Genomic DNA, 23,813 nt, shown 5'->3' with positions numbered 1-23,813 from the left:
GCAGCTTGGCGCTTTTGAGCTTGATCAGCTCTTGGTCGAGAAGCGGTAGCCAGTGCCCCGGACGGTTTGTACCAGATTTTCATAGGCTTCACCCAACGCCTTGCGCAGGCGACGGATGTGCACGTCAACGGTGCGTTCTTCGACATAGACATTGCCACCCCACACCTGGTCGAGCAGCTGGCCACGGGTGTAGGCGCGTTCCTGGTGGGTCATGAAGAACTGCAGCAAGCGGTATTCGGTGGGGCCCATCTCGGCGGGTTTGCCGTCGATGGTCACGCGGTGGCTGATCGGGTCGAGCAGCAGGCCCCCGACTTCGATCGGGGCCTCGCTGTCGCTTGGGCCGGTGCGGCGCAGCACGGCTTTCAGGCGGGCGACCAGTTCACGCGGCGAGAACGGCTTGGTGATGTAGTCGTCCGCACCTACTTCCAGGCCTTGGATTTTGTTGTCCTCTTCACCCTTGGCGGTCAGCATGATGATCGGGATATCGCCGGTCAACTCGTCGCGCTTGAGGCGGCGGGCCAACTCGATACCGGATGTGCCTGGCAGCATCCAGTCGAGCAAGATCAGGTCCGGTTTGCGGTCGACGATGATCGCATGGGCCTGTTGGGAGTTTTCCGCTTCCAGGCAGTCATAGCCGGCCATTTCCAGAGCAACGGCGATCATCTCGCGAATAGGCGCTTCGTCGTCGACGATCAGAATGTTTCTGCCAACCATGCTCAAAACCTCTCCTGGATTCGGTGTCTTGGCCCGCATTAGATAACGGAATTATTGCAGCTGTGTGACAGGGTGTTGGCCGTTCTGGCGACATTCCGTGACTGGACTAGGCTTGAATGGGCCGCAATCGCGGCAATCCGAACTCATCTCCCCCCGAAACAATGGTGAATCCAATGACACGACAAACGCTGAGCTGGATGGCCCTTTTCACTGCGCTGGCGCTCCCGGGGGTGGCCTCGGCCGACCATGCGATGAAGAAGGGTGACATGTTGGTCGACCATGCCGGCATGACCTTGTACACCTTTGACAAGGATGCCGGCGGCAAGTCGATGTGTAATGGCGAATGCGCTACCAACTGGCCGCCGTTGATGGTCAAGGCCAATGACGAACCGGCCAAGGACAAATGGACAGTGGTGATGCGCGATGACGGCACCAAGCAGTGGGCCTATGACGGCAAGCCGTTGTACACCTTCATCAAGGACAAGAAAGCCGGGGACAAGACCGGTGATGGCGTGAAGGACGTCTGGCACGTTGCCAAACCCTGAACAGCGCCACCGAACGATGGAGCGGGTTCAGCCGCGAATGCTGTGGTGCAGCAGGCATCGCATTCGCGGGTAAACCCGCTCCAAGGTTGGTGGAGCTTCAGCGCAGTGCGTAATCCAGCACCACACCCATGAACACCAGCAACCCCGCCCAGTGGTTGTGCAGAAACGCCTTGAAGCACGATTCCCGGTCCAGCTTGCGCGTCGACCAGTACTCCCAGGCAAAGCACGCCGCCGCACCGAGCAGCCCCAGGTGGAACCAGCCCCCCAGGTCGAAGCGGCTACCCGCTAGCAACAGGCAGCCCAAAGACAACAACTGCAAGGTCAGAATGATGCTGCGGTCGGCGTCACCGAACAGGATTGCCGTCGATTTCACGCCAATCTTCAGGTCATCATCCCGGTCAACCATGGCGTAGTAGGTGTCGTAACCTACCGTCCACAGCAGGTTGGCGATATACAACAGCCAGGCGCTAGCCGGCAGTTCCCCACCGGCGGCAGTGAAGGCCATCGGAATGCCCCAGGAATACGCCGCCCCCAGCACCACCTGAGGGTAATAGGTGTAACGCTTCATGAATGGGTAGCAGAACGCCAGGGCTACCGCGCCAAACGAGAGCCACACGGTCTGGCTGTTGGTGCACAGTACCAGCAGGAAACTCACCCCGACCAAGACCGCGAACAGTGTCAGCGCCTCGCGTGGTCGCACGCGGCCGCTGGCCAACGGGCGGTCGGCAGTGCGTTTGACGTGGCCGTCCACCTTGCGGTCGGCAAAGTCGTTGATGCAGCAGCCGGCGGCACGCATCAGCACCACGCCAAGGGCGAAGATCAGCACGTTGGCCAGGGTAGGCGAACCGTTGCCGGCAATCCACACTGCCGACAAGGTTGGCCACAGCAGCAGGTAGATCCCGATCGGCCGGTCCATGCGGCTGAGCTGGACGAAGTCCCAGGCCCGCGGGTGCACGCGGTTGAGCGACTTGAGCAGTTGCAGGTACATCAGCGGTTTTCCTCCTTGGCCGCTTGCCACAATGCTGGCAGAAACACTTCTGCCACCAACAGCTCCAGGCCGCCACGCTCGAAGCGCGAACGGCGCCCCCACAGAGCTGTGTGGGCAGCTTCGCTAGGCAGCCACGGCTGTGGATAACTGCACACCTCGATGGGGTGGCGGATGAACGCCTGGTCGCAGAACAGCAACTCGCCCAGCGAACGGCTACCGAGGGTTTCCAGGTCCAGCCCGCCGCGCTCCAAGGCGCTGCGGCTAGCGACGCTGCGGGCGAACACCCAAGGCTGACCATGGCCACGTAGGTACACCTCGCGGACCCAGCCTTCGGCACCGGCAGCGATGCCCAGTGCTTGGCTTTCGTCATCGCGCAGCGGCTGCCAGCCCTCGAACAGCGGGGTGACGGAAAAGTGATCAAGGGACAGGCGGGTCAGGCGGCGAGTCAGCGAGCCCTCGTCGAACAGCCAGTCTAGGGTTGGCTGGTCGATGTCGGTCGCCAGCTGCGAATACGGCAGCCACGCGACAGCGGCTGCTTGCGGGGATTCGTACGACACGTCGGTCTGCTTGTTACCACCAGAGAGGCGGCGAGCTTAGCATGATTGCCCCGACTGCTTGCATACTGCCGGTAGGGCCGCTACAAAGCCCACCACGAATTGCGCGCTGGCTTCTTCGCGGCTAAAGCCGCTCCCACACGGACCGCACAACCGCTGACGCTGCACGGTCCCTGTAGGAGCGGCTTTAGCCGCGAAAGGGCCATCAGCAGCCACACGAAATCCAGCCTGAACCGAGGAACCCTATGAAAAAGTGGCAATGTATTGTCTGCGGCCTGATCTACGACGAAGCTGAAGGTTGGCCCGACGACGGCATCGCCCCCGGCACCCGTTGGGAAGACGTGCCGCAAGACTGGTTGTGCCCCGACTGCGGTGTCGGCAAGAGCGACTTTGAAATGATCTCCATCGGCTAATCGAGGCAAGCACGACATGACGTCCCCTGTGGTAATCGTCGGTACCGGCCTGGCGGGCTACAACTTGGCCCGTGAATTTCGCAAGCTCGATGCGCAGACGCCGCTGCTGCTGATCACTGCCGATGACGGTCGCTCGTACTCCAAACCCATGTTGTCCATGGGCTTTGCCAAGCAGAAAGACGCCGATGGCCTGTGCATGGCCGAGGCGGGCGCCATGGCCGAGCAACTGAACGCCGAGATTCGCACCCATACCCGCATCAGTGGCATCGACCCCGGCCACCAGCGCTTGTGGATCGGTGAAGAAGCGGTGGAGTACCGTGACCTGGTACTAGCCTGGGGCGCGCAGACCGTGCAGGTGCAAATTGAAGGCGATGGCGGCGACGGGTTGTTCCCAATCAACGACCTGGAAGACTACGCCCGCTTCCGCGCCGCCGCTGACGGCAAGCAACGTGTGCTGATCCTCGGTGCTGGGCTGATCGGCTGTGAATTCGCTAACGACATGAGCCAGGGTGGCTTCCAGGTAGACGTGGTCGCGCCGTGCGAGCAAATCATGCCGACACTGTTGCACCCGGCTGCCGCCGCCGCCGTGCAAGCGGGCCTGGAAGGTTTGGGCGTGCGCTTTCACCTGGGCCCGGTTCTGACCCGCCTGCAGCAGGTGACCCAGGGCTTGGAGGCGCACCTGTCCGATGGCCGCGTAATCGCCTGCGACCTGGTGGTTTCGGCCATTGGCCTGCGCCCGCGCATCGACTTGGCTGCTGCCGCCGGCCTGCAGACCAACCGCGGCGTCTGCGTAGACCGCGAGTTGCGTACGTGCCACGCCAATATCTTTGCCCTTGGCGACTGTGCCGAGGTCGAGGGCATCAACCTGCTCTATGTCATGCCACTGATGAGCTGTGCCCGGGCGCTGGCGCAAACCTTGGCCGGCAAGCCCACGGCAGTGGCCTATGGGCCGATGCCGATTACGGTGAAAACCCCAGCTTGCCCGCTGGTAGTTTCACCACCGCCCAGGGGCCAGGAAGGCACCTGGCAGGTGGAGGGGCAGGGCAATGACCTCAAAGTGCTCTGCGTCGATACCGATGGCAAGCTGTTGGGCTACGCCCTCACGGGGGCGGCGGTCATGGACAAGCTGGCGCTTAATCGCCAGTTACCCCCGGTAATGGCATAAATAGCGGGCGTTCTGTCGGATTTATCCTGTTGTTGCCTGCACAATGGCCGCGCAGATACTGGCGCGGCCCCGATGCTCGTGCCATCCTCACTCCCGTCTGCCGCAGATTAGAGCCTGCGGTGCCTTGAGCGCTGCTCCCAAAGGCAGCACGGCATAACAACAAGAATTCCGTCAAAGAGGCTTCACTATGCGCAAACCAGAACTCGCCGCCGTCATTGCCGAAAAGGCCGATCTGACTAAGGAAAAGGCCAATCAGGTTTTGAACGCGATTCTCGACAGCATCACCGGTGCCTTGGACAAGGACACAGTGACCCTGGTCGGTTTCGGCACCTTTGAAAAACGTCATCGCGGCGCGCGTACCGGGAAAAACCCGCAAACCGGTGAGCCGGTCAAGATCAAGGCCAGCAATACCGTGGCCTTCAAGCCAGGCAAGAACCTGCGCGACAGTGTCAACGCCCCCGCCAAGCCGGCCAAGAAAGGCAAGTGATCGCTCCCTGACAACCCCGTGTCAGCCAAGCGGGCGCCCCAGGGCGCCCGCTGTGCTTTCTGCAGGCAAAATGTTGCGAACTTGCAAAAATAGTTCTGGAAAAGGATAGACTGCGCGCCTTAGTCACTTTTTATTCGAGGCGCGCTGATGAAGTTCCGCTTTCTTCTCTGGGCCATGGGGCTATTGATGGCCAGGGCCAGCCGTAACAATCCGGCTTTCCAGCAGCAGCTAAAGGGCAAGGACCTGGTGTTCCAGATGCAGACCCTGGACGGCAAGGTCGCCCGGCACTTCATCGTCAACAACGAGCGCATCAACAGCAAAGGCGGTGCCCACCCGCAGCCGGCCTTTGCTATTGCCTTCAAGGACGCGGCCTATGGCTTTGCCACGATGCAGGCAGGCAACAAGCAGTTGGCGTTCATGCAGGGGGTTCAGGACAAGAACATCCAGATCAAGGGCAATCCGGCGTTGGTGATGTGGTTTCAGGGGTTGATGAAGTACCTGAAGCCGAAGAAGAAGGGCTGAAACCCAATAGACCCTGCTGACTCATACTGTGGGAGCGGGCGTGCCCGCGAACACCGGCGCAGCCGGTGCCATGCACTGCGTCGCTTGATTCGCGGGCCCGCCCGCTCCCACAGGTTATCCGCTAATGCTTAATGCGGTGCGTGGAACTGCGAAGCCAACTCGCGCAACAGGCTCTCGGCCTCCAGCACCTTATTCACCGCATCATCGGCCTTGTCCCGGGTAATCCCCAAGCGCTCCAGCAATTGGTCAGGAATCTCCTCCTGCGGCCCCGAGCCAATCCCCCGCGCGCGCAGCAGGCGAGTCGCCAGGCACACCAGGTTGGGGAATGCCGAATACTCGCCGTCATAGGCGGGGTCGTGCTGGAAGCGCAGCGCAGTCGACAGTTCTTCCGGCATGTCCCACAGCTTCATCAGCCAAGCGCCGATCTGTTCGCGGCTGATGCCCAGCAGGTGCTGTTCCACATAGGTGTGGTTCAGGTGCGGGTTGACCTCCAAGTGGCGGCAGATCAGCGAGAAGTGCGGCGGGAACACGTGCGCCAGCAGCAGGTAGCCAAAGTTGTGTAGCAGCCCAGCCAGGTAGGTAAGGCCGGCTTCGGGGCGTTCCGCCCGGGGCATGGCGCGGGTCAGGCCTTCGATGATTGCGGCGGTGTAGATCGACTGCTGCCAGTACGGCGTGGCCTGCTGCGGCTGATCTTTCGGCAGGCTCAGGGTTTTGCCCAGTGCCAGGCCCAGGGCCAGGTTGATCACCAGGTCGAAGCCCAGCACGCGGACGATGGCGTCCTCCACCGAGCGGATCTTGCCCGGCGAGGCATAGTAAGGCGATGCCGCCCAACTCACCACCTGCGCCGCCAACGCCGGGTCGGTTTCGACCACGCCGGTGATGTCATCGATGCTGGCATTAGGGTCTACCCGCAGCTTGATGATTTTTTGCGCGGTGTCGGCCAGCGGTGGAATCTCGATGGTTTCTTCCAGGCGCTTCTGGATGCGCCGGGCAGTGAACGCCTGGACGGCCTGGCTGATTTCCCGAGTGTCGTCATCGGGGCGGTCGAGGTTGGGGTTGATGGCCTCGACGTCCTGGCCGAAGCTGCTGGCGCTAGCCTTGGCCAGCATGCGCTTGAAGTGGGCGTGCTCGATTTCCAGCAGCAGGCCGGCTTCACCGGATTGGATGTACACAGTGTCGACGCCAAGCAGGCTTTTCTCGTACTGGCACGGCGAACTGGTCAGCCCGGGGATGCCTGGCAGGGCCTTGAGCTGGTGTTTGTCGAGCATCTGCTTCAGGCGCGGTACCGACACTGCAGTGAGCTTGCGCCCGGTCAGTTCCGCCAGGCGGTCCAGGTCCAGTAGCTGGCTCTGCGGGAACAGCACCATCATGGCGCCGACCTCGTCATCGACCAGCACGGCCTGTACCCGTGAGGCCGCTGGCAGTTGCGGATGTTCGACCACCTCACGGTAGGCTACGCCGAGTTTGTCGAGCAGCAGCCTGATGACAGAGGGTGCGTGTGGGGTTGCGGTGTCCAGGGCAACTTCAGTCATGGTCCGTATCCACTAATTCTTTTAAACGCGAAGTATAACCAGCCTCGGGACAAATCTGGATCCATTGTGGGACTAGCGTCACACTTGGCCGTATTGCTGGCCATGGCGCAGCCAGCGATCAAGCAGTGGGCTGACGTGGTCTGGCCAACGTGCGATCAAGGCCTGGGCGGCGTCGCGCACTGCCGGCAGCAGGTCGGCATCACGCATCAGGTCGGCGACCTTGAACTGCAGCAGCCCGGTCTGGCGGGTGCCGAGCATCTCGCCTGGGCCACGCAATTCCAGGTCCTTCTCGGCGATGATGAAGCCGTCGTTGGTTTCTCGCATGATCCCCAAGCGCTCGCGGCCGACTTGTGACAGCGGTGGGTGGTAGAGCAACACGCAATGGCTGACGGCGCTGCCGCGGCCAACCCGACCGCGCAGCTGGTGCAATTGGGCCAGGCCCAGGCGTTCGGGGTTCTCGATGATCATCAGGCTGGCGTTAGGCACGTCCACGCCCACCTCAATGACCGTGGTGGCTACCAGCAACTGAAGGTTGCCGGCCTTGAACTCGGCCATGATCTCGGCTTTTTCCGCCGGCTTCATACGCCCGTGGATCAGCCCTACACGAAGCTCGCCCAACGCGCTGCCAAGCTCCTCGTAGGTGCTTTCGGCCGCCTGGCAGGTCAGCTCTTCGGATTCTTCAATCAGGGTGCACACCCAATAGGCCTGACGGCCTTCGGCGCAGGCGGCGCGTACCCGCTCGACCACTTCGAAGCGGCGGCTATCGGCCACTAGCACCGTATTCACCGGGGTGCGCCCGGGTGGCAGTTCGTCGAGTACCGAAGTGTCCAGGTCGGCGTAGGCGCTCATGGCCAGGGTGCGCGGAATTGGCGTGGCGGTCATGATCAACTGGTGTGGGCACAGTTCGCCGGCCACGCCCTTCTTGCGCAGGGCCAGGCGTTGCTGCACGCCAAAACGGTGCTGTTCGTCGATGATTGCCAGCGCCAGGTGCTTGAACTTCACCTCCTCCTGGAACAGTGCGTGGGTGCCGACCACCATCGGCGCACCGCTGGCGATTTGCTCCATGGCAGCGACTCGGGCTTTGCCTTTGAGCTTGCCGGCCAGCCAGGCCACTTCGATGCCCAGCGGTTCCAGCCAGCGTTTGAAGGTGATGTAGTGCTGCTCGGCGAGGATCTCGGTGGGCGCCATCAGTGCAACCTGATAACCGGCCTCCAGGCCCTGCAGGGCGGCCAGGGCAGCAACCACGGTCTTGCCGGCACCAACGTCGCCTTGCACCAGGCGCATCATCGGTTCGTGCTGGCTGAGGTCATAGGCAATTTCGTTGGCTACCCGTTGCTGCGCGCCGGTCGGCTGGAAGCCCAGGTTGGCTAAATATTGTGCCTGCAGGCGGGTGGCCTTGGGCAGTACCGGCGCACGCAAGCTGCGCAGGCTTTCGCGCAGGCGTTGCTGCGACAGCTGATGGGTCAGCAGTTCTTCGAAGGCCAGGCGGTGCTGAGCCCAGTGATGGCCCAAAGCTAATTCTTCGAGGTCGGCGTCGGCCGGTGGGTTGTGCAGGTAGCGGATGGCGTCGTCCAGCGGCGCCAGCTGGTAGTCCCGGGCTAGCTCGTCCGGCAGCCAGTCGGGTAGGCTGCGCGGGCCGAGCATGCCCAGGCTTTGCTGGCACAACTGCCGCAGCCGTTGTTGGGTGAGGCCTTCGGTGGACGGGTAGATCGGCGTCAGGGTCTGTTCGACCGGTGGTGCTGGCTCGTCACCATTCAGCGCGCGGTACTCAGGGTGGTAGATTTCCAACCCCGATGCACCGGGACGGGCTTCACCGTAGCAGCGCAGGTGGGTGCCACGCTTGAGGCCTTCTTTTTGCGCGTTGCTGAAGTGATAGAAGCGCAACGTCAGCACGCCGCTGCCGTCGCCCAGGCGTACCACCAGGCTGCGGCGCTTGCCCATGGTCACGTCGGTACCACTGACCACCCCCTCGATTACCGCATCCTGGCCCGGGCGCAGTTGGCCGATCGGCACCACACGGGTGCGGTCCTGGTAGCGCAGCGGCAGGTGGAACAGCACGTCTTGCAGGTTCTCCAGGCCGACCTTGGCGAGTTTTTCCGCCATGGCATCGCCCACCCCTTTGAGGACCGTGACCGGGACCTTCGACAGCTCACTCATGGCTCAGGCCGGTTGTTCCGCAGGGGTTTTGGCGACCGAGCACAGGCGGACCGAGTCGGCGAGAATCTCGATGGCCTTCGGCCGCGGGAAGCTGGCGCGCCAGGCGATGGCCACGGTGCGGAACGGCGCCGGTGCGGTCAGCGGGCGTACTTCGATGACGCCGGGGGCGTAGTGGTGGCTGTGGACTGCCGACAGCGGCAGGATCGACACGCCAAGGCCCGAGGCTACCATGTGGCGGATGGTTTCCAATGAGCTGGACTCGACCGTGGTGTGCCTGGAACCTTCACCGCCCTTGTTCAGGGTCGGGCAGGCTTCCAGTACCTGGTCGCGGAAGCAGTGGCCCTCACCGAGCAGCAGCAGGCTCTTGTCGTTGAGCATGGCGGTGTCGATAGTCTTTTTCGCCGTCCAAGGGTGGTCGGCTGGCATCAGGGCGCAGAACGGTTCGTCGTACAGCGGCAGGGTCAGCACGTCGGCTTCGTTGAACGGCAGGGCGATGATCACCGCGTCCAGTTCGCCGTTGCGCAACTTCTCGCGCAGCACGTGGGTGAAGTTTTCTTCGATGTACAGCGGCATCTGCGGCGCTACGCGGTGCAGTTGCGGGATCAGGTGGGGGAACAGGTAGGGGCCGACGGTGTAGATGGCACCGACCTTGAGCGGGGCGGTCAGCTGGTTTTTACCGGCCTGGGCCAGCTCGCGAATGCCCTGGGCCTGCTCCAGAACCTTTTGTGCCTGGGCGACGATGCTTTCGCCGACTGGGGTCAGGCGTACTGCGCTCTTGCTGCGCTCGAAGATCAACACGCCAAGCTCATCCTCGAGCTTCTTCACACCGACCGACAGGGTCGGCTGGCTCACGTGGCAGCGTTCGGCGGCATGGCCGAAGTGCTGTTCCTGGGCGAGTGTGACGATGTAGCGTAATTCTGTGAGGGTCATAACGTGCGTCCATGAAGTTGCGGGCCCAGCATAGCGGCTGCAATCGATAGACGCACGTTATCAGACTTGCCGATTTGTGACAGAAACAAAAGTCTCAGCGGCGGTCCAGCGAGTAGACGAACGGTGCCACCACTTCGATGGTGCCGTTGTTCAGCAACTCGGGTGGCGGCTTGGGTACCGTGCCGGCCCGACGGATCATTTCCAGGGTCGCTCGGTCCAGGGCTGCACTGCCCGAACCCCCAGCCATGGCGTAAGACACCACCTTGCCTTCGGCGTCGACCACGAAGCGCAGGCGGTTGATGCCTTGCAGGCCGCGACGGCGCGCGTCTTCCGGGTAACGCTTGTACTTGGCCAGGTGGCGCAGCAGGTCGCTCTGCCAGGTTGGCAGGGCGTTGCTGTTGGACGCAATGCTCGGTGCCGGTGCCGCAGACTTCTGCGGTGGCGTATTGCTGGGCGGTGCGTCTACCGTTTGCTCGGTGGGTGGTGCTTCCTTGGGCGGCTCAGGCTTTTTCTCGGGCTTCGGCGGCTGGGGCTTGGCCTTTGGCTTGGGCGGCTTGGCGATGGCGATTTTCGGTTTGGGCGCCTCCGCCAGCTTTGGCAAGGGCGGTTCTTCGACCGGTGCCGGTGGCTGCGGCGCTGCTTTTGGAGGGGGTGGTGGCGCAGGTTCTGGCAACGGTGCCAGCTCGACCATCATGGCTGCCGGGGGCAGCTCGATGGCCTGGGGCACCGACCAGTTGAGCGTCAGCAGCACGGCGACCACGTGCACGCCCAGCACGATCGCCAGGCTGCCACCGTAGCGCGCCACGTTTGAGCGCGGTTTTGTCATTTCTTGGCTGCCGTCTCGAGACCTACCAGACCGACTTTCAGGTAGCCGGCCGCGCGCATGTTGTTCATCACTTCCATCAGGTCACCGTAATCCACACCTTTGTCGGCCTGGAAGAAGATGGTGGTTTCCTTGTCACCCTTGGTCTTGGCGTCGAGCATCGGGCCAAGCTGGTCGGGGGCAGAGACCTGATCGTCGCCGACATACAGCTTCTGGTCGGCCTTGACGCTGACAAACACCGGTTTCTCGGGCCTCGGTGCCGGTTTGGCAGTTGAGGCCGGCAGGTCGACCTTGATGTCGACCGTGGCCAAGGGCGCTGCCACCATGAAGATGATCAGCAACACCAGCATCACGTCGATGAACGGCGTAACGTTGATTTCGTGGTTTTCGGCGAGGTCGTCGCCACCTTCGTTGAGATGCAGGCCCATGGCTTACCCCACTTTCACCATGTGCGGGACGGCGCGCTCGCTGCCCTGGTGGTCCAGGTCACGGCTGACCAGCAGCAGCACTTGGGCGGAGGCGTCGGACACTTGGGCCTTGTAGCCGGCGATGGAGCGTGCGAAGACGTTGTAGATGACTACGGCCGGGATTGCAGCGACCAGGCCCAAGGCGGTGGCCAGCAGGGCTTCGGCGATACCAGGGGCGACCACGGCCAGGTTGGTGGTTTGGGTCTTGGCGATGCCGATGAAGCTGTTCATGATGCCCCAAACGGTACCGAACAGGCCGACGAATGGCGCGGTGGAACCGATGGTGGCGAGTACCCCGGTGCCGCTGCTCATGGTCCGGCCGCTGGCGTGCACCAGGCGCTCCAGGCGGAAGCTTACGCGTTCTTTGATACCTTCTTTTTCGCGGGCGTTGGCCGACAGGCGCATTTCTTCGAGGGCGTCGTGAACCAAGGTGTGGGCCAGGGTGCCTTCCTTGTTGGAGACATCTCTGGCCTCTTTCAGGCTGGCCGATTTCTTCAGTTGGGCAATTTCACCCCGCAGGCGTCGCTTGGCGCCCATCAGTTCGAAGCCTTTGGCAATCCAGATGGTCCAGGTGATGATGGAAGCGATGGCCAGGCCGATCATGACGATCTTCACCACGATGTCGGCGTTCTTGTACATGCCCCATGGGGACAAGTCGTGGGCCATGCCCAGGGAAGTGTCTTCAACCAGCGCTTCAACGCTTGGGTCTACCGCAACCGGGGCGGCAGCCGGGGCAGCGGCTGGAGCCGCAGGTGCAGTAGCGGCAGCAGGCGTGGCGGTAGTGGCGGTTGGCTCATCGGCCATGGCCACCGGGGCCAGCACCAAGCTGAGCGTCAGCGCGGCGATGGCGCGCCAGGCGCGCGACGGGGTTGGCGAAGCGGAAGGTTGATTACGTGTCATGCTGGCCGGACCTGATGAAGAAAAAGTGAGCGTTCTCCAAGGCCTCGAGGTAGGCCGAGAACAAATTGGCGGCCATTATTGCAAGTAATTCTTGTTAACAAAAGCAATCTTGTTGCTTTTTTCGCCTATGGTCTAACCGCCCATCCTGTAGCGTGGCCGGGCTGATCAATGGTCTAGGGAGTTTAGAGATGTCAGACCTTTCCGTAATGGTGGTGGGTTGTGGTGATGTAGGTGGGCGCCTGGCGCGGCAGATGGTGGCGCGCGGCTGGCAGGTTAGCGGCCTGCGCCGTTCGGTTGGGCAGCTGCCTGCTGGCGTGCAACCGGTTGCCGCGGACCTGGCCGATTCATCGATACCGCAAGCCTGGCCACAGGGTGCGTTGGACTACCTGGTGTACTGCGTGGCGGCCAGCCAACACGACGAGGCGGGTTACCAGGCGGCGTATGTCGAAGGCTTGCGCCATGTGCTGGCCTGGTTGGCCGAGCGCAACCAGCGGCCGCGTCGCTTGCTGTTCGTCTCCAGCAGCAGCGTATATGCGCAGAAGGGGGGCGAGTGGATCGAGGAAGGCGCGGCCACCGAGCCAGAGGGTTATTCCGGGCGGGTGATGCTGGAGGCTGAGCGGCTGGCACTGGCCAGCGGCATCCCGGCGAGTGTGGTGCGCTTGACTGGCATCTATGGCCCCGGCCGTGAGTGGCTGCTCAGCCAGGTGCGCCAAGGCTACTGCGTGGCCGAAGACCCGCCGCTGTATGGCAACCGCATTCATGCCGAAGATGCTGCCAGCCTGTTAGCGTTCTTGTTGCAAGCCGATGCCGCTGGCAAGGTGCTGGACACCTGCTACATCGGCGTGGACGACGACCCGGCACCGCTGGCCGATGTGGTGGCCTGGCTGCGTGGGTACATGGGTGTTACCGAATGGTCCGATGAGCAGCGGGTGCGGCGCACCGGCAGCAAGCGCTGCAGCAATGCCCGGGTGCGGGCGTTGGGTTGGGCGCCGGCGTATCCGAGTTACAAGGAAGGCTATGCGGCGATCCTTGAGGGGAAAAACTAGCGCCAAACCTAATGCGGTCCCCTGTGGGAGCGGGCGTGCCGCTGCCACAAGGATTACCCAGGCTTTCAGCGTTCCAGCGAGACCGTTGCTCCCCAAAAGAGGCGGGGCTCGAAGCAGGGGTCAGTCCTGCTCCAGCACCCACTGGCGCTTGCCGGCCGCCAGCACTGGCATTTCATCCGGCTGCGCACGGTTCACTGCCTGGAAGATCTCCAGCGTGTCGCCATCGCGCTTGAGGATGAACGGCGCACCACGCTGGTTACGCTCCAGCCACAGGCTGTCATTGCTGCCGCCCATGGTCGCGCAGTCGCCTGCCAGGCACAGGGCGAAACGGTCTGGCCCTGGCAGGCCGGTGACGCTGCCCGTATCGCTGAAGCTGACGCTGGCCCCTTTGCCTTGGCCTTCGATGATCTTCCAGCTGCCGCCCAAGTAGGCCTGGTACAGCGCCTTCTCGAAGCTGCTGCCCAGTGGCGCATTGGCCGCTGCTGGCGCCTTGGTGCGCACGAAGGTCTGTTTGGCGCCGCGTTGATCGACGGCTTGCAGTTTATTGCCATCGAGCGACAGTTGCTCGGTTTGGCCGCCCTGGAAGCTGGCCTGCCACTGCTTGTCATTGGCGCTCAGCTGGCCGTCGGCCGCCTCGAAACCATTACTGAAGCTGGCCTGCTGGTTGGTGACGTCGAGCTTCCACTCGAACACCGGACCGTGCTCATTGAGCGCCTGGCGCAGGCTGCCGCCCTTGACGGCCGCAGTGATGGCGTCCTGGTTGATCCAGGTACCGTTGAAATCTTCGGGTTTGTGGCTGGCGCAGCCGCCCAGTAGCAGGGCTGCCAGCGCGAGGGGCAATGCTTGACGCATGACGGGGTAACCTTGCAGAGAAGGGAAGGTGACGGGCAGGGCGCCCGTCACCGCGGCATCATTCGATGACCAGGATGGCGTCCATTTCGACCTGGGAGCCTTTTGGCAGCGCGGCAACGCCAATGGCGGCGCGGGCCGGGTACGGCTGCTCGAAGTAGCGGCCCATCACCTCGTTGACCTTGGCGAAGTGGCTCAGGTCGGTGAGGAAGATGTTCAGCTTGACGATGTCCTTGAACGAACCGCCAGCGGCTTCAGCCACGGCTTTGAGGTTCTCGAACACCTGCACGGTCTGCGCTTCGAAGCCTTCGACCAGTTCCATGGTCTTTGGGTCCAGCGGGATCTGGCCCGACATGTACACGGTGTTGCCGGCCTTGATCGCCTGCGAGTAGGTGCCGATGGCGGCAGGGGCCTTGTCGCTGTTGATGACGGTCTTGCTCATGATGACTCCTTGCGGTTGGCGGACTACGTACGCATGCGGGTGATGCGGACCACACCGGTCAGGGTACGCAGCTTCTTGATCACACGCGCCAGGTGCACACGGTCGTGCACGCTGACCACCAGTTGGACCACGCTGATACGGCCGTCGCGTTCGTCCATGCTGATCTTCTCGATGTTGCCGTCGGCGGCGTTGACGCTGCTGGCCAGCAGCGCGATCAGGCCGCGCTGGTGCTCCAGTTCGACCCGCAGCTCGACATTGAACTCGCCGGTGATGTCCTTGGCCCAGGAGAGTTGTACGCACTTCTCTGGGTTGTGGCGGATTTCACTGATGTTGCGGCAGTTTTCCAAGTGCACCACCATGCCCTTGCCGGCCGAGAGGTGGCCGACGATCGGGTCACCCGGGATCGGCGTACAGCACTTGGCGTAGCTCAGCACCAGGCCTTCAGTACCGCGGATCGCCAGCGGGCCTTCTGGCGCCGGCAGCTGCTCGCCGTCGGCCGACAGCAGGCGGCGCGCCACCACGTAGGCCATGCGGTTGCCCAGGCCAATGTCCTCGAGCAGGTCTTCGATCACTTCCAGGCGGTACTCGGCGAGGATTGCCTGGATACGCTCCTCGGGGATCTTCTCCAGGCTACTGTCGAAGCCGGTGAGCACTTTGTTCAGCAGGCGCTCGCCCAGGCTGATGGACTCGGAGCGACGCTGCTGCTTGAGCGCGTGGCGGATATGCGTGCGCGCCTTGCCGGTAACCACGAAGTTGAGCCAGGCCGGGTTCGGCCGTGCCCCCGGGGCGCTGACGATTTCCACCGTCGAGCCGCTTTGCAGCGGTTCGGACAGCGGTGCCAGGCGGCGGTTGATGCGGCAGGCGATGCAACTGTTGCCAACGTCGGTGTGCACCGCGTAGGCGAAGTCGACGGCCGTGGAGCCTTTGGGCAGCTCCATGATGCGGCCTTTTGGCGTGAACACGTAGACCTCGTCCGGGAACAGGTCGATCTTCACGCTCTCGATGAATTCCAGCGAGTTGCCCGCACGTTGCTGCAGCTCGAGGATGCCCTTGACCCACTGGCGGGCGCGGGCGTGGCTACCCTTTTGCTGCTCTTCGTCATTGGACTTGTACAGCCAGTGTGCGGCAATGCCGTTGTTGGCCATCTCTTCCATTTCGCGGGTGCGGATCTGGATTTCGATGGGGACGCCGTGCATGCCGAACAGCGTGGTGTGCAACGACTGGTAGCCGTTGGCCTTGGGGATCGCGATGTAATCCTTGAAGCGACCGGGCAGCGGCTTGTACAGGTTGTGCACGGCGCCGAGCACGCGGTAGCAAGTGTCGACTTTGTCGACGATGATGCGGAAGGCGTACACGTCCATGATTTCGTTGAAGGCGCGGCGCTTGCCACGCATCTTCTTGTAGATGCCATAGAGGTGTTTCTGCCGGCCGCTGACCTCGCCCTGAATGCCGTCGGCAGCCAGGCAGTTGGCCAGCGAGTGTTCGATCTTGGCGACGATCTCTTTACGGTTGCCGCGTGCGCTTTTCACCGCCCGGTGAATCAGCGACGAGCGCATCGGGTGCATGGCCTTGAAGCCGAGGTCCTCGAACTCCACGCGCACGGTGTGCATCCCCAGGCGGTTGGCGATGGGGGCATAGATTTCGAGGGTTTCCTTGGCGATGCGCCGGCGTTTTTCGCCGGACAGCACTTCCAGGGTGCGCATGTTGTGCAGGCGGTCGGCCAGCTTGACCAGGATCACGCGGATATCGCGGGCCATGGCCATGGCCATTTTCTGGAAGTTTTCAGCTTGCGCCTCGGCCTTGGTCTCGAAGTTCATCTGGGTCAGCTTGCTGACCCCATCGACCAGTTCAGCCACCGTCTCGCCAAATTGCTGGCTGAGGGCTTCCTTGGCGATGCCGGTGTCTTCGATCACGTCGTGCAGCATGGCCGCCATCAGGCTCTGATGGTCCATGTGCATGTCGGCGAGGATACTGGCCACGGCCAGCGGGTGGGTCACGTAGGGTTCGCCACTGCGGCGGCGCTGCCCATCGTGGGCCTGTTCGGCGTAGAAATAGGCGCGCCGAACCAGGTTGACCTGTTCGGGGCCAAGATAGGTCGACAGCCGTTCGGCCAAAGCTTCTATACCCGGCATGGGTTCACCTCCTGCCGAGGAAGAGGGCCTTGCGCCGTACGACGTCGACCTGGCATCAATCAGACAGCCTCGTTGTTCTCGTCCTCGAACGCGGCGAAGACCGGATCCTCGGTGACGATCTCTTCAGCGGCGATGAACTCGTTGGTGACGATGCCTTCGGCGATTTCACGCAGGGCTACAACGGTTGGCTTGTCGTTTTCCCACGCTACGCGTGGCTCTTTGCCGCCGGTCGCCAGCTGGCGAGCGCGCTTGGTCGAGAGCATGACCAGCTCAAAGCGGTTATCCACGTGTTCCAGGCAGTCTTCAACAGTTACGCGGGCCATGGTCTTCCTCAGTAGCAAATGCGGTGGGCGTGCAGCCCAATAATGGGCAGGCGGACTCGATAGTTTAAAAAATCACCAGCCAATAGGGAAGCGCTGTTTTGTCGGGGTGGACCGCTGTTCGCTTGTTCGCGGGCGCCCTTGGCGCGGGTGTGCCCGCGAAAGGGGCGGAACAGACACCCTACCGCATGAGCCTGACGATAACCTCAGAGCATCGCGCCGCGCAACCGCGGGGTCAGCTCTTCGAACAAAGTCTGTACCGAGCGCAATGCCCGGCAATCTGGCCTGGTCAGCAACCACAATTGGGTATCGCAACCCGGCAGCGGCCCGGTCAGGGCATCCACGCCGGGCAGTGCGTGCACCATGTAGTCCGGCAGCGCCGCCACGCCCAGCCCGGCGGTGACCAGCTGGGCGATGGTCGACATGCCGCTGCACTGGTAGCGCGGGCTCAACCCCGGGTGCTGCTGGTTGCGCCAGACCACGGTGGGGTGATCCTGCATCGAGTCGTCGGGGGCAATCCACGGCACGCTGGCGGGCGCCTCGGCCAGGCGCTCACGCCACTGCGGCTGGCCGCAGACCACGTAGGAGGTGGACCCCAGGTTGCGGCCCACCAGGTGCTCCGGCGGCGTGTTGGTCAGGCGCAGGGCAATGTCGGCGTCGCGCCGGCTGAGGTTGGCGAAGGTGTTGGAAGTGCCCATCTCCAGCGACAGGGCCGGGTAGTTGGGCATGAATTCGGCCAGTGCCGGCAGCAGCAGGCTGTGCATCACCGCCTCGGTACAGGTCAGGCGCACCGTGCCGCTGACCACTTGTTCGCCACTGGTCATGGCAATACGCGCCGCCTCCAGCGCCTGTTCGGCACGTTCGGCCTGTTCGGCCAAGGCCTGGGCAGTGTCGGTTGGCAGGTAGCCTTTGCGGCTTTTTACAAACAGCGCAGTACCGAGTGCCGATTCTAGCCGGCGGATCGAGCGGAAAACGGTCGAAACGTCGACTTTGAGCAGCTCGGCGGCCTTCGCCAGCGAGCGACCACGTTCCAGTGCCAGGACCAGGGAGAGGTCGGCGTGGGTAATCTGATATTGCATTGGTGCACGCTCTGCTTGCCGAATTGCCAATGTCTGTTGCGTCAGGGCCATTTTATAGTGAAACGGCCCCCCGGAATCAATGCGTCCGGTCGGGCAACCAATCCCCACGATGGGAAAGTGAAAACAACAACAGCTGCAACCATCGTCGCCCGTGAGGCGCCAGCCGTATCCCCACATCGCCGCAGCAAATCATAGGATGTACAGCCATGACGTCGGTAACCCCGTGCGCCAGTTCTTCCAGCGAGATGAATGACTTCCTCCAGGCCCATCCGGACACGCAGTACGTTGACCTACTGATCTCCGACATGAACGGCGTGGTACGTGGCAAGCGCATCGAGCGGGCCAGCCTGCACAAGGTGTACGAAAGGGGCATCAACCTGCCGGCATCGCTGTTCGCCCTGGACATCAACGGTTCCACCGTCGAAAGCACCGGCCTTGGCCTGGATATCGGTGATGCCGACCGCATCTGCTTCCCGATCCCCGGCACGCTGTCGGACGAGCCGTGGCAGAAGCGCCCCACCGCCCAGCTGCTGATGACCATGCACGAGATCGAAGGCAAACCGTTCTTCGCCGACCCGCGTGAAGTGCTGCGCCAGATAGTGAGCAAGTTCGACGACCTGGGCCTGACCATTTGTGCGGCGTTCGAGCTGGAGTTCTACCTGATCGACCAGGACAACCTCAACGGCCGCCCACAGCCGCCGCGTTCGCCGATTTCCGGCAAGCGCCCGCAGTCGACCCAGGTGTACTTGATCGACGACCTCGATGAATACGCCGACTGCTTGCAGGACATGCTGGAAGCGGCCAAGGAGCAGGGCCTGCCTGCCGACGCGATCGTCAAGGAAAGCGCCCCGGCGCAGTTCGAGGTCAACCTGCACCACGTGGCCGACCCACTGAAGGCCTGCGACTACGCGATCCTGCTCAAGCGCCTGATCAAAAACGTTGCCTACGACCATGAAATGGACACGACGTTCATGGCCAAGCCCTACCCGGGCCAGGCTGGCAACGGCCTGCACGTGCACATTTCTTTGCTGGACAAGAAAACCGGCAAGAACATTTTCGCCTGCGACGACCCGCTGCAAAGCGATGCGCTGCGCCACGCCATCGGTGGTGTGCTGGAAACCATGCCGGCGTCGATGGCTTTCCTTTGCCCGAACATCAATTCCTACCGCCGCTTCGGCGCGCAGTTCTACGTGCCCAACGCGCCAAGTTGGGGCCTGGACAACCGCACCGTGGCGGTCCGTGTGCCGACTGATAACAGCGACAACGTGCGCCTCGAGCACCGCGTAGCGGGTGCCGACGCCAACCCGTACCTGATGCTTGCGGCGATCCTCGCCGGTGTTCATCACGGCCTGACCAACAAGGTCGAGCCAGAGGCGCCGATCGAGGGTAACTCCTACGAACAGCTGGAGCAGAGCCTGCCCAACAACCTGCGCGATGCCCTGCGCGCGCTGGACGACAGCGAAGTTCTCAACCAATACATCAGCCCGGACTACATCGATATCTTCGTGGCCTGCAAGGAAAGCGAACTGGCCGAATTCGAAGTGTCGATTTCCGACCTTGAGTACAACTGGTACCTGCACACGGTGTAAGCCCATGAGCGCAAATGCGGTCCCCTTGATCGGTGTCAGCGCCTGCCGCCAGCAGGTGGGGAAGAACTCGTCGCACACGGTAGGCGACAAGTATGTCGAGGCGGCCGGCTTTGCCGGCTTGCCACTGATCTTGCCGGCTCGTGACGGGGGCAGCGACACGCAGGCGCTGCTGGCCCGTCTGCACGGCATTGTTTTTACCGGCTCGCCTTCAAATATCGAACCGCATCATTACAATGGCGCCCCCAGCGCGGCAGGTACCCGGCACGATCTGGCACGCGATCGGCTGACCCTGCCGCTGCTGCAGGCGGCCATTGCTGCTGGTGTACCGGTGTTTTGCATCTGCCGTGGCTTTCAGGAATTGAATGTGGCGCTGGGTGGCAGCTTGCACCAGCGGGTGCAGGAACTGCCTGGCTACCTGGATCACCGTGAACCTGAGGAAGCACCGCTGGAGGTGCAATACGGCCCTCGTCACCCGGTCGGCATTGAGCCTGGCGGGTTGTTCGAGCGCCTGGGCCTGGCGCCGCAGTTCGAGGTCAACTCGCTGCACAGCCAGGGCATCGACCGCCTGGCTCCCGGCCTGCGCGTCGAGGCACGGGCCCCGGATGGCCTGATTGAAGCGGTGTCGATGCCGGATGCGCCAGGCTTTGTGCTTGGCGTGCAGTGGCACCCTGAGTGGCGATTTAGCGAAAACCCGGTCTCCCTACGCCTGTTTCAGGCTTTTCGTGAGGCCTGCATTGCCTATGCGGCACGGGAGGGTGAGCGCCAGAGCGTACGCTGACGTCACCCGAAGGTCTCGGATGACTCGTCCCCTGCAGCAAGCTTTCAATGAGTGAAAGCGGGCCTTGGCACAAGGCCTGTGAAAACAATTCCAAAATTTACGGCAAATACTCATGAGCAATTACACAGAAGCTGGCCGCCCACCCGATGTGGCAGCCGAAGCGGGCAACACCCAGCGCAGCAAAGGCTTGGCCAAAGGCCGCCTTGGCCTGCTGGCCAGCGTGGTGCTGGGCATTTCTACCATCGCCCCGGTCTATACCTTGACCGGCGCCCTTGGCCCGACCGTGCGTGAAGTGGGTGCGCACCTGCCAGCCGTGTTCATCGTTGGCTTCCTGCCGATGTTGCTGGTGGCGCTGGGCTACCGCGAACTGAACTCGGCGGAGCCAGATAGCGGTACTTCGTTTACCTGGTCGGCGCGTGCCTTCGGCCCAATGATCGGCTGGATTGGTGGCTGGGGGCTGGTGGTTGCTACCACGATCGTGCTGTCGAACCTGGCAGGGGTGGCGGTCGACTTCTTCTACCTGTTCCTTGGCCAGATCACCGGCAAGCATGAGCTGGCGGCGTTGGCCGACAACCTGTTGATCAACATCAGCACGTGCTGCGTGTTCATCGCCTTGGCGGTGTGGATCTGCTGTCGCGGCATAGCCACCACCATGACCGTGCAGTACGGCTTGGTGGCCTTGCAGTTGCTGGTGCTGATTGGCTTTGCCTTCGCCGCCTTCGGCAGCACCGCCGCGCAGCCACCGCTGGAATTCGATTTCGCCTGGTTCAACCCGTTCGGCGTCGAGTCGTTCTCGGCTTTTGCCGCCGGTCTGTCGCTGTCGATCTTCATTTTCTGGGGCTGGGATACATGCCTGACCGTCAGCGAAGAGTCGGTGGGCAGTGAAGAGGTGCCGGGCAAAGCCGCCACCTGGACCGTGATGTTGATCCTCGGCCTGTACCTGTTCACCGCCATCGCCACCCTGCAATTTGCCGGTATCAGTGAAACGGGCCTGGGCCTGAACAACCCGCGCATCCAGGAAAACGTGTTTGCCCATCTGGCTGGCCCGGTCATGGGGCCGCTGGCGATCCTGATGTCCATCGCTGTGTTGGCCAGCACGGCGGCGTCGCTGCAGTCGACCTTCGTGGCGCCGGCGCGTACCCTGTTGGCCATGGGTTACTACGGTGCGGTGCCGCCGAAGTTCGCCAGCGTCTGCCCGCGCTCGCAAACCCCGCGTTACGCCACCATTTGCGCCGGCTTGGCAGCGGGCCTGTTCTACGTGACCATGCGTACCCTGAGCGAAAACGTGCTGGCAGATACCATCACCGCGCTGGGCATGATGATCTGCTTCTACTATTCGCTGACCGCGTTCGCTTGCGTTTGGTATTTCCGCGCCAGCCTGTTCGACAGCCTGCGCCACTTCATCATGCGCGGCCTGTGCCCGCTGGTGGGGGGGGTGATTTTGTCGGTGATCTTCGCGCGTACTGCCATCGACAGCGCCTCGCCGGACTTCGGCAGCGGCTCGCATGTAGGCGGGCTGGGGTTGGTGTTCGTGATTGCCGCGATCATCTCGGTGCTCGGTATCGCCCTGATGATGCTGTCGCGCATGCGCGCGCCGGCATATTTCCTGGGGGCAACCCTGCGTCAGCAGGCTACCTTGCCATTGCAGGAATAAAGCTGGGGGCGCTTTGCGCCCCTTTCGCGACACAAGGCCGCTCCTACAACAGATCGCGTTCGTCAGGCTTGCGCGAACTCCTGTAGGAGCGGCCTTGTGTCGCGATAGGGCCTCGAAGAGGCCCCATAGATCTTCAGCCGATCATTTGCTTCAGCAACGCCGCATGACGCTGTTGCTGTTTCTTCAGCAACAGGCGATTCGAGCGGAACACCGCCTTCAAGTCTTCCAGCGCGGTGTCGAAATCATCGTTGATGATCACGTAGTCGTACTCGTCGTAGTGCACCATTTCGCTGACCGCTTCTTTCATGCGCCCGGCAATGATCTCTTCGCTGTCTTGCCCGCGACCGTCCAGGCGCTGGCGCAGCGCTTCCTGGCTCGGCGGCAGGATGAACACCGACAGCGCCTGCGGCATCAGCTTGCGTACCTGCTGGGCGCCTTGCCAGTCGATTTCCAGGATCAGGTCGTAACCCTGGTCCAGGGTTTGCTGCAACGCGCTGCGCGAGGTGCCGTAGAAGTTGCCGAACACCTCGGCGTGTTCCAAAAAATCACCTTGCGCGATCAGTGCCCTGAATTCCTCGTGGACGACGAAGTGGTAGTTCACCCCGTGCTGCTCGCCTGGGCGCATGGCGCGGGTGGTATGCGAGACCGAGACGCGGATTTGCTGGTCGTCCTTGGTCAAGGCGGTGACCAGGCTGGTCTTGCCGGCGCCGGAAGGGGCCGAAACGATGTAGAGGGTGCCGCTGCTGTGGTTCATGGTCGGGGTGGCCTTACTCGATGTTCTGTACTTGTTCACGCATCTGTTCGATCAATACCTTCAGGTTGACCGCCGCTTGCGTGCTGCGTGGGTCAAAGGCCTTGGAACCGAGGGTGTTGGCCTCACGGTTGAGTTCCTGCATCAGGAAGTCCAGGCGTCGGCCGGCGGCACCGCCACCCTTGAGCACACGGCGCACTTCGGTGACGTGGGTGCTGAGGCGGTCGAGTTCCTCAGCCACGTCGCTTTTCTGGGCCAGCAATACCATCTCCTGCTCCAGGCGCTGCGGGTCGAGTTCGGCCTGCATGTCGCCGAAGCGGTCGAGGATCTTTTGCCGCTGTGCCGCCAGCATCTGCGGCACCAGGGCGCGCAGGGTGGTCACTTCGCTGGCCATGTTGTCCAGGCGTTCGTTGATCAGCCGGGCCAGTTCCTGGCCTTCACGCTGGCGCCCGGCCTTGAGCTCGGCCAGTGCTTCGTCGAACAGTGCCATGGCTTCGGCGTTCAGCGCCTGCGGGTCGCTGGCGTCGGCCACCAGCACGCCTGGCCACGACAGCACTTCCAGCGGGTTCAGCGGTGCCGGCTGCTTGATCAGGCCGGCCACTTCCTCGGCGGCGGCAACCAGTTGCGCGGCGCGCTCGCGGTCCACCTTCAGCGGCTTGCCATTGCTCTCTTCGTTGAGGCGCAAGGTGCATTCCACCTTGCCCCGCGACAACCCTTGGCGCAGGCCTTCACGCACGGCGCCTTCGAGGTCGCGCAGGGCCTCGGGCAAGCGCAGGTGTGGCTCCAGGTAACGGTGGTTGACCGAGCGCAGCTCCCAGACCAGGGTGCCTTGGCTGCCGGCGCGCTCGACACGAGCAAAAGCGGTCATGCTATGCACCATGGGGAGTACCTCGCGTAGATGTAATGAACGGTGGCAGCCTCTCGGCTGCAAGGCGCAGGATTGTAGCGCAGTGGGGCCTTGGCGCCCAATCCACCT

Annotated in this window: 25 protein-coding genes; 9 read left to right on the top strand and 16 right to left on the bottom strand. The window is 62.8% G+C overall.

Annotated elements, in window-relative coordinates:
* Positions 1-24 precede the first annotated feature (24 nt).
* The gene (gene phoB, locus DV532_RS24840) at positions 25-714 is read right to left on the bottom strand and encodes a phosphate regulon transcriptional regulator PhoB (RefSeq protein ID WP_003253341.1); all 690 of its coding nucleotides are present in this window, start codon (positions 712-714) and stop codon (positions 25-27) included.
* A 173-nt stretch (positions 715-887) separates the two neighbouring features.
* Between phoB and DV532_RS24835 the strand changes: the two genes are divergently transcribed.
* Positions 888-1,259: a hypothetical protein gene (locus DV532_RS24835; protein WP_056793955.1), complete on the top strand. Its 372-nt coding sequence runs from the start codon at positions 888-890 to the stop codon at positions 1,257-1,259.
* A gap of 97 nt (positions 1,260-1,356) precedes the next feature.
* Here the strand turns inward: DV532_RS24835 and ubiA are convergent, their stop codons facing one another.
* Positions 1,357-2,247, bottom strand: a complete 891-nt coding sequence (gene ubiA, locus DV532_RS24830) for a 4-hydroxybenzoate octaprenyltransferase (protein ID WP_056793957.1) — start codon at positions 2,245-2,247, stop codon at positions 1,357-1,359.
* Entirely contained in the window at positions 2,247-2,804 is a 558-nt protein-coding gene (locus DV532_RS24825; RefSeq protein WP_056793959.1) for a chorismate lyase, read from the bottom strand. Before DV532_RS24825 ends, ubiA begins: the two co-directional genes overlap by 1 nt.
* Before the next feature lie 242 nt (positions 2,805-3,046).
* Between DV532_RS24825 and DV532_RS24820 the strand changes: the two genes are divergently transcribed.
* The 4 genes from DV532_RS24820 to DV532_RS24805 all read left to right on the top strand — a co-directional run bounded on the left by DV532_RS24820 (position 3,047) and on the right by DV532_RS24805 (position 5,388).
* Complete coding sequence (locus tag DV532_RS24820) at positions 3,047-3,214, top strand: rubredoxin (RefSeq protein ID WP_056793960.1); 168 nt, start codon at positions 3,047-3,049, stop codon at positions 3,212-3,214.
* A gap of 16 nt (positions 3,215-3,230) precedes the next feature.
* Positions 3,231-4,379 carry an NAD(P)/FAD-dependent oxidoreductase gene (locus DV532_RS24815; RefSeq protein ID WP_056793962.1) on the top strand — a complete coding sequence of 383 codons (1,149 nt, stop codon included), beginning with the start codon at positions 3,231-3,233 and terminating at the stop codon, positions 4,377-4,379.
* A 187-nt stretch (positions 4,380-4,566) separates the two neighbouring features.
* Complete coding sequence (locus DV532_RS24810) at positions 4,567-4,866, top strand: HU family DNA-binding protein (RefSeq protein WP_056793963.1); 300 nt, start codon at positions 4,567-4,569, stop codon at positions 4,864-4,866.
* A 147-nt stretch (positions 4,867-5,013) separates the two neighbouring features.
* Positions 5,014-5,388, top strand: coding sequence for a hypothetical protein (locus tag DV532_RS24805; RefSeq protein WP_056793965.1), 375 nt, complete (start codon positions 5,014-5,016; stop codon positions 5,386-5,388).
* 128 nt (positions 5,389-5,516) lie between these two features.
* Here the strand turns inward: DV532_RS24805 and DV532_RS24800 are convergent, their stop codons facing one another.
* The 6 genes from DV532_RS24800 to exbB form a co-directional block, all read right to left on the bottom strand.
* A complete protein-coding gene (locus DV532_RS24800) occupies positions 5,517-6,920 on the bottom strand; it encodes an aminoacyl-tRNA deacylase and HDOD domain-containing protein (RefSeq protein WP_056793966.1) in 1,404 nt (467 codons plus the stop codon).
* Between the two features lie 78 nt (positions 6,921-6,998).
* Positions 6,999-9,077, bottom strand: coding sequence for an ATP-dependent DNA helicase RecG (gene recG, locus DV532_RS24795; protein WP_056793968.1), 2,079 nt, complete (start codon positions 9,075-9,077; stop codon positions 6,999-7,001).
* Positions 9,078-9,080: 3 nt separating this feature from the next.
* Complete coding sequence (locus tag DV532_RS24790; protein ID WP_056793970.1) at positions 9,081-10,007, bottom strand: hydrogen peroxide-inducible genes activator; 927 nt, start codon at positions 10,005-10,007, stop codon at positions 9,081-9,083.
* 94 nt (positions 10,008-10,101) lie between these two features.
* Complete coding sequence (locus DV532_RS24785) at positions 10,102-10,833, bottom strand: energy transducer TonB (protein ID WP_056793972.1); 732 nt, start codon at positions 10,831-10,833, stop codon at positions 10,102-10,104.
* Entirely contained in the window at positions 10,830-11,258 is a 429-nt protein-coding gene (exbD, locus tag DV532_RS24780; protein WP_027592145.1) for a TonB system transport protein ExbD, read from the bottom strand. The genes DV532_RS24785 and exbD overlap by 4 nt, the downstream gene beginning before the upstream one ends.
* A gap of 3 nt (positions 11,259-11,261) precedes the next feature.
* Positions 11,262-12,197, bottom strand: a complete 936-nt coding sequence (exbB, locus tag DV532_RS24775) for a tonB-system energizer ExbB (protein ID WP_056793974.1) — start codon at positions 12,195-12,197, stop codon at positions 11,262-11,264.
* A gap of 188 nt (positions 12,198-12,385) precedes the next feature.
* Here exbB and DV532_RS24770 point away from each other — a divergent pair, with 188 nt between their 5' ends.
* Entirely contained in the window at positions 12,386-13,243 is an 858-nt protein-coding gene (locus DV532_RS24770) for an SDR family oxidoreductase (protein WP_056793976.1), read from the top strand.
* 120 nt (positions 13,244-13,363) lie between these two features.
* Here the strand turns inward: DV532_RS24770 and DV532_RS24765 are convergent, their stop codons facing one another.
* From DV532_RS24765 to DV532_RS24745, 5 genes are all read right to left on the bottom strand, one after another.
* On the bottom strand, positions 13,364-14,095 hold the full coding sequence (locus tag DV532_RS24765; RefSeq protein ID WP_056793978.1) for a hypothetical protein: 732 nt from the start codon (positions 14,093-14,095) through the stop codon (positions 13,364-13,366).
* 58 nt (positions 14,096-14,153) lie between these two features.
* Positions 14,154-14,534, bottom strand: coding sequence for a RidA family protein (locus tag DV532_RS24760; RefSeq protein WP_003253379.1), 381 nt, complete (start codon positions 14,532-14,534; stop codon positions 14,154-14,156).
* A gap of 23 nt (positions 14,535-14,557) precedes the next feature.
* Positions 14,558-16,666, bottom strand: coding sequence for a bifunctional GTP diphosphokinase/guanosine-3',5'-bis pyrophosphate 3'-pyrophosphohydrolase (gene spoT, locus DV532_RS24755; RefSeq protein WP_056793980.1), 2,109 nt, complete (start codon positions 16,664-16,666; stop codon positions 14,558-14,560).
* 59 nt (positions 16,667-16,725) lie between these two features.
* Positions 16,726-16,989 (bottom strand): DNA-directed RNA polymerase subunit omega, encoded by a 264-nt coding sequence (gene rpoZ, locus DV532_RS24750; RefSeq protein WP_003253383.1) that lies wholly within the window; start codon positions 16,987-16,989, stop codon positions 16,726-16,728.
* Between the two features lie 203 nt (positions 16,990-17,192).
* A complete protein-coding gene (locus DV532_RS24745) occupies positions 17,193-18,065 on the bottom strand; it encodes a LysR family transcriptional regulator (protein ID WP_056793981.1) in 873 nt (290 codons plus the stop codon).
* A gap of 206 nt (positions 18,066-18,271) precedes the next feature.
* Between DV532_RS24745 and DV532_RS24740 the strand changes: the two genes are divergently transcribed.
* The 3 genes from DV532_RS24740 to DV532_RS24730 all read left to right on the top strand — a co-directional run bounded on the left by DV532_RS24740 (position 18,272) and on the right by DV532_RS24730 (position 22,086).
* Complete coding sequence (locus DV532_RS24740) at positions 18,272-19,654, top strand: glutamine synthetase family protein (RefSeq protein ID WP_056793983.1); 1,383 nt, start codon at positions 18,272-18,274, stop codon at positions 19,652-19,654.
* A 4-nt stretch (positions 19,655-19,658) separates the two neighbouring features.
* Positions 19,659-20,432: a gamma-glutamyl-gamma-aminobutyrate hydrolase family protein gene (locus DV532_RS24735; protein ID WP_056793985.1), complete on the top strand. Its 774-nt coding sequence runs from the start codon at positions 19,659-19,661 to the stop codon at positions 20,430-20,432.
* A 112-nt stretch (positions 20,433-20,544) separates the two neighbouring features.
* On the top strand, positions 20,545-22,086 hold the full coding sequence (locus DV532_RS24730; RefSeq protein WP_056793989.1) for an APC family permease: 1,542 nt from the start codon (positions 20,545-20,547) through the stop codon (positions 22,084-22,086).
* A 133-nt stretch (positions 22,087-22,219) separates the two neighbouring features.
* Here the strand turns inward: DV532_RS24730 and gmk are convergent, their stop codons facing one another.
* Both gmk and DV532_RS24720 read right to left on the bottom strand, forming a co-directional pair.
* The gene (gene gmk, locus DV532_RS24725; RefSeq protein WP_056793990.1) at positions 22,220-22,840 is read right to left on the bottom strand and encodes a guanylate kinase; all 621 of its coding nucleotides are present in this window, start codon (positions 22,838-22,840) and stop codon (positions 22,220-22,222) included.
* A 13-nt stretch (positions 22,841-22,853) separates the two neighbouring features.
* Positions 22,854-23,717, bottom strand: coding sequence for a YicC/YloC family endoribonuclease (locus DV532_RS24720; protein WP_056793992.1), 864 nt, complete (start codon positions 23,715-23,717; stop codon positions 22,854-22,856).
* Positions 23,718-23,813 lie beyond the last annotated feature (96 nt).

Source organism: Pseudomonas sp. Leaf58 (assembly GCF_003627215.1).
Taxonomy (GTDB): domain Bacteria; phylum Pseudomonadota; class Gammaproteobacteria; order Pseudomonadales; family Pseudomonadaceae; genus Aquipseudomonas.
The sequence above is the reverse complement of the archived record's forward strand: the minus strand, read 5'-3'. Positions and strand labels throughout refer to the sequence as shown.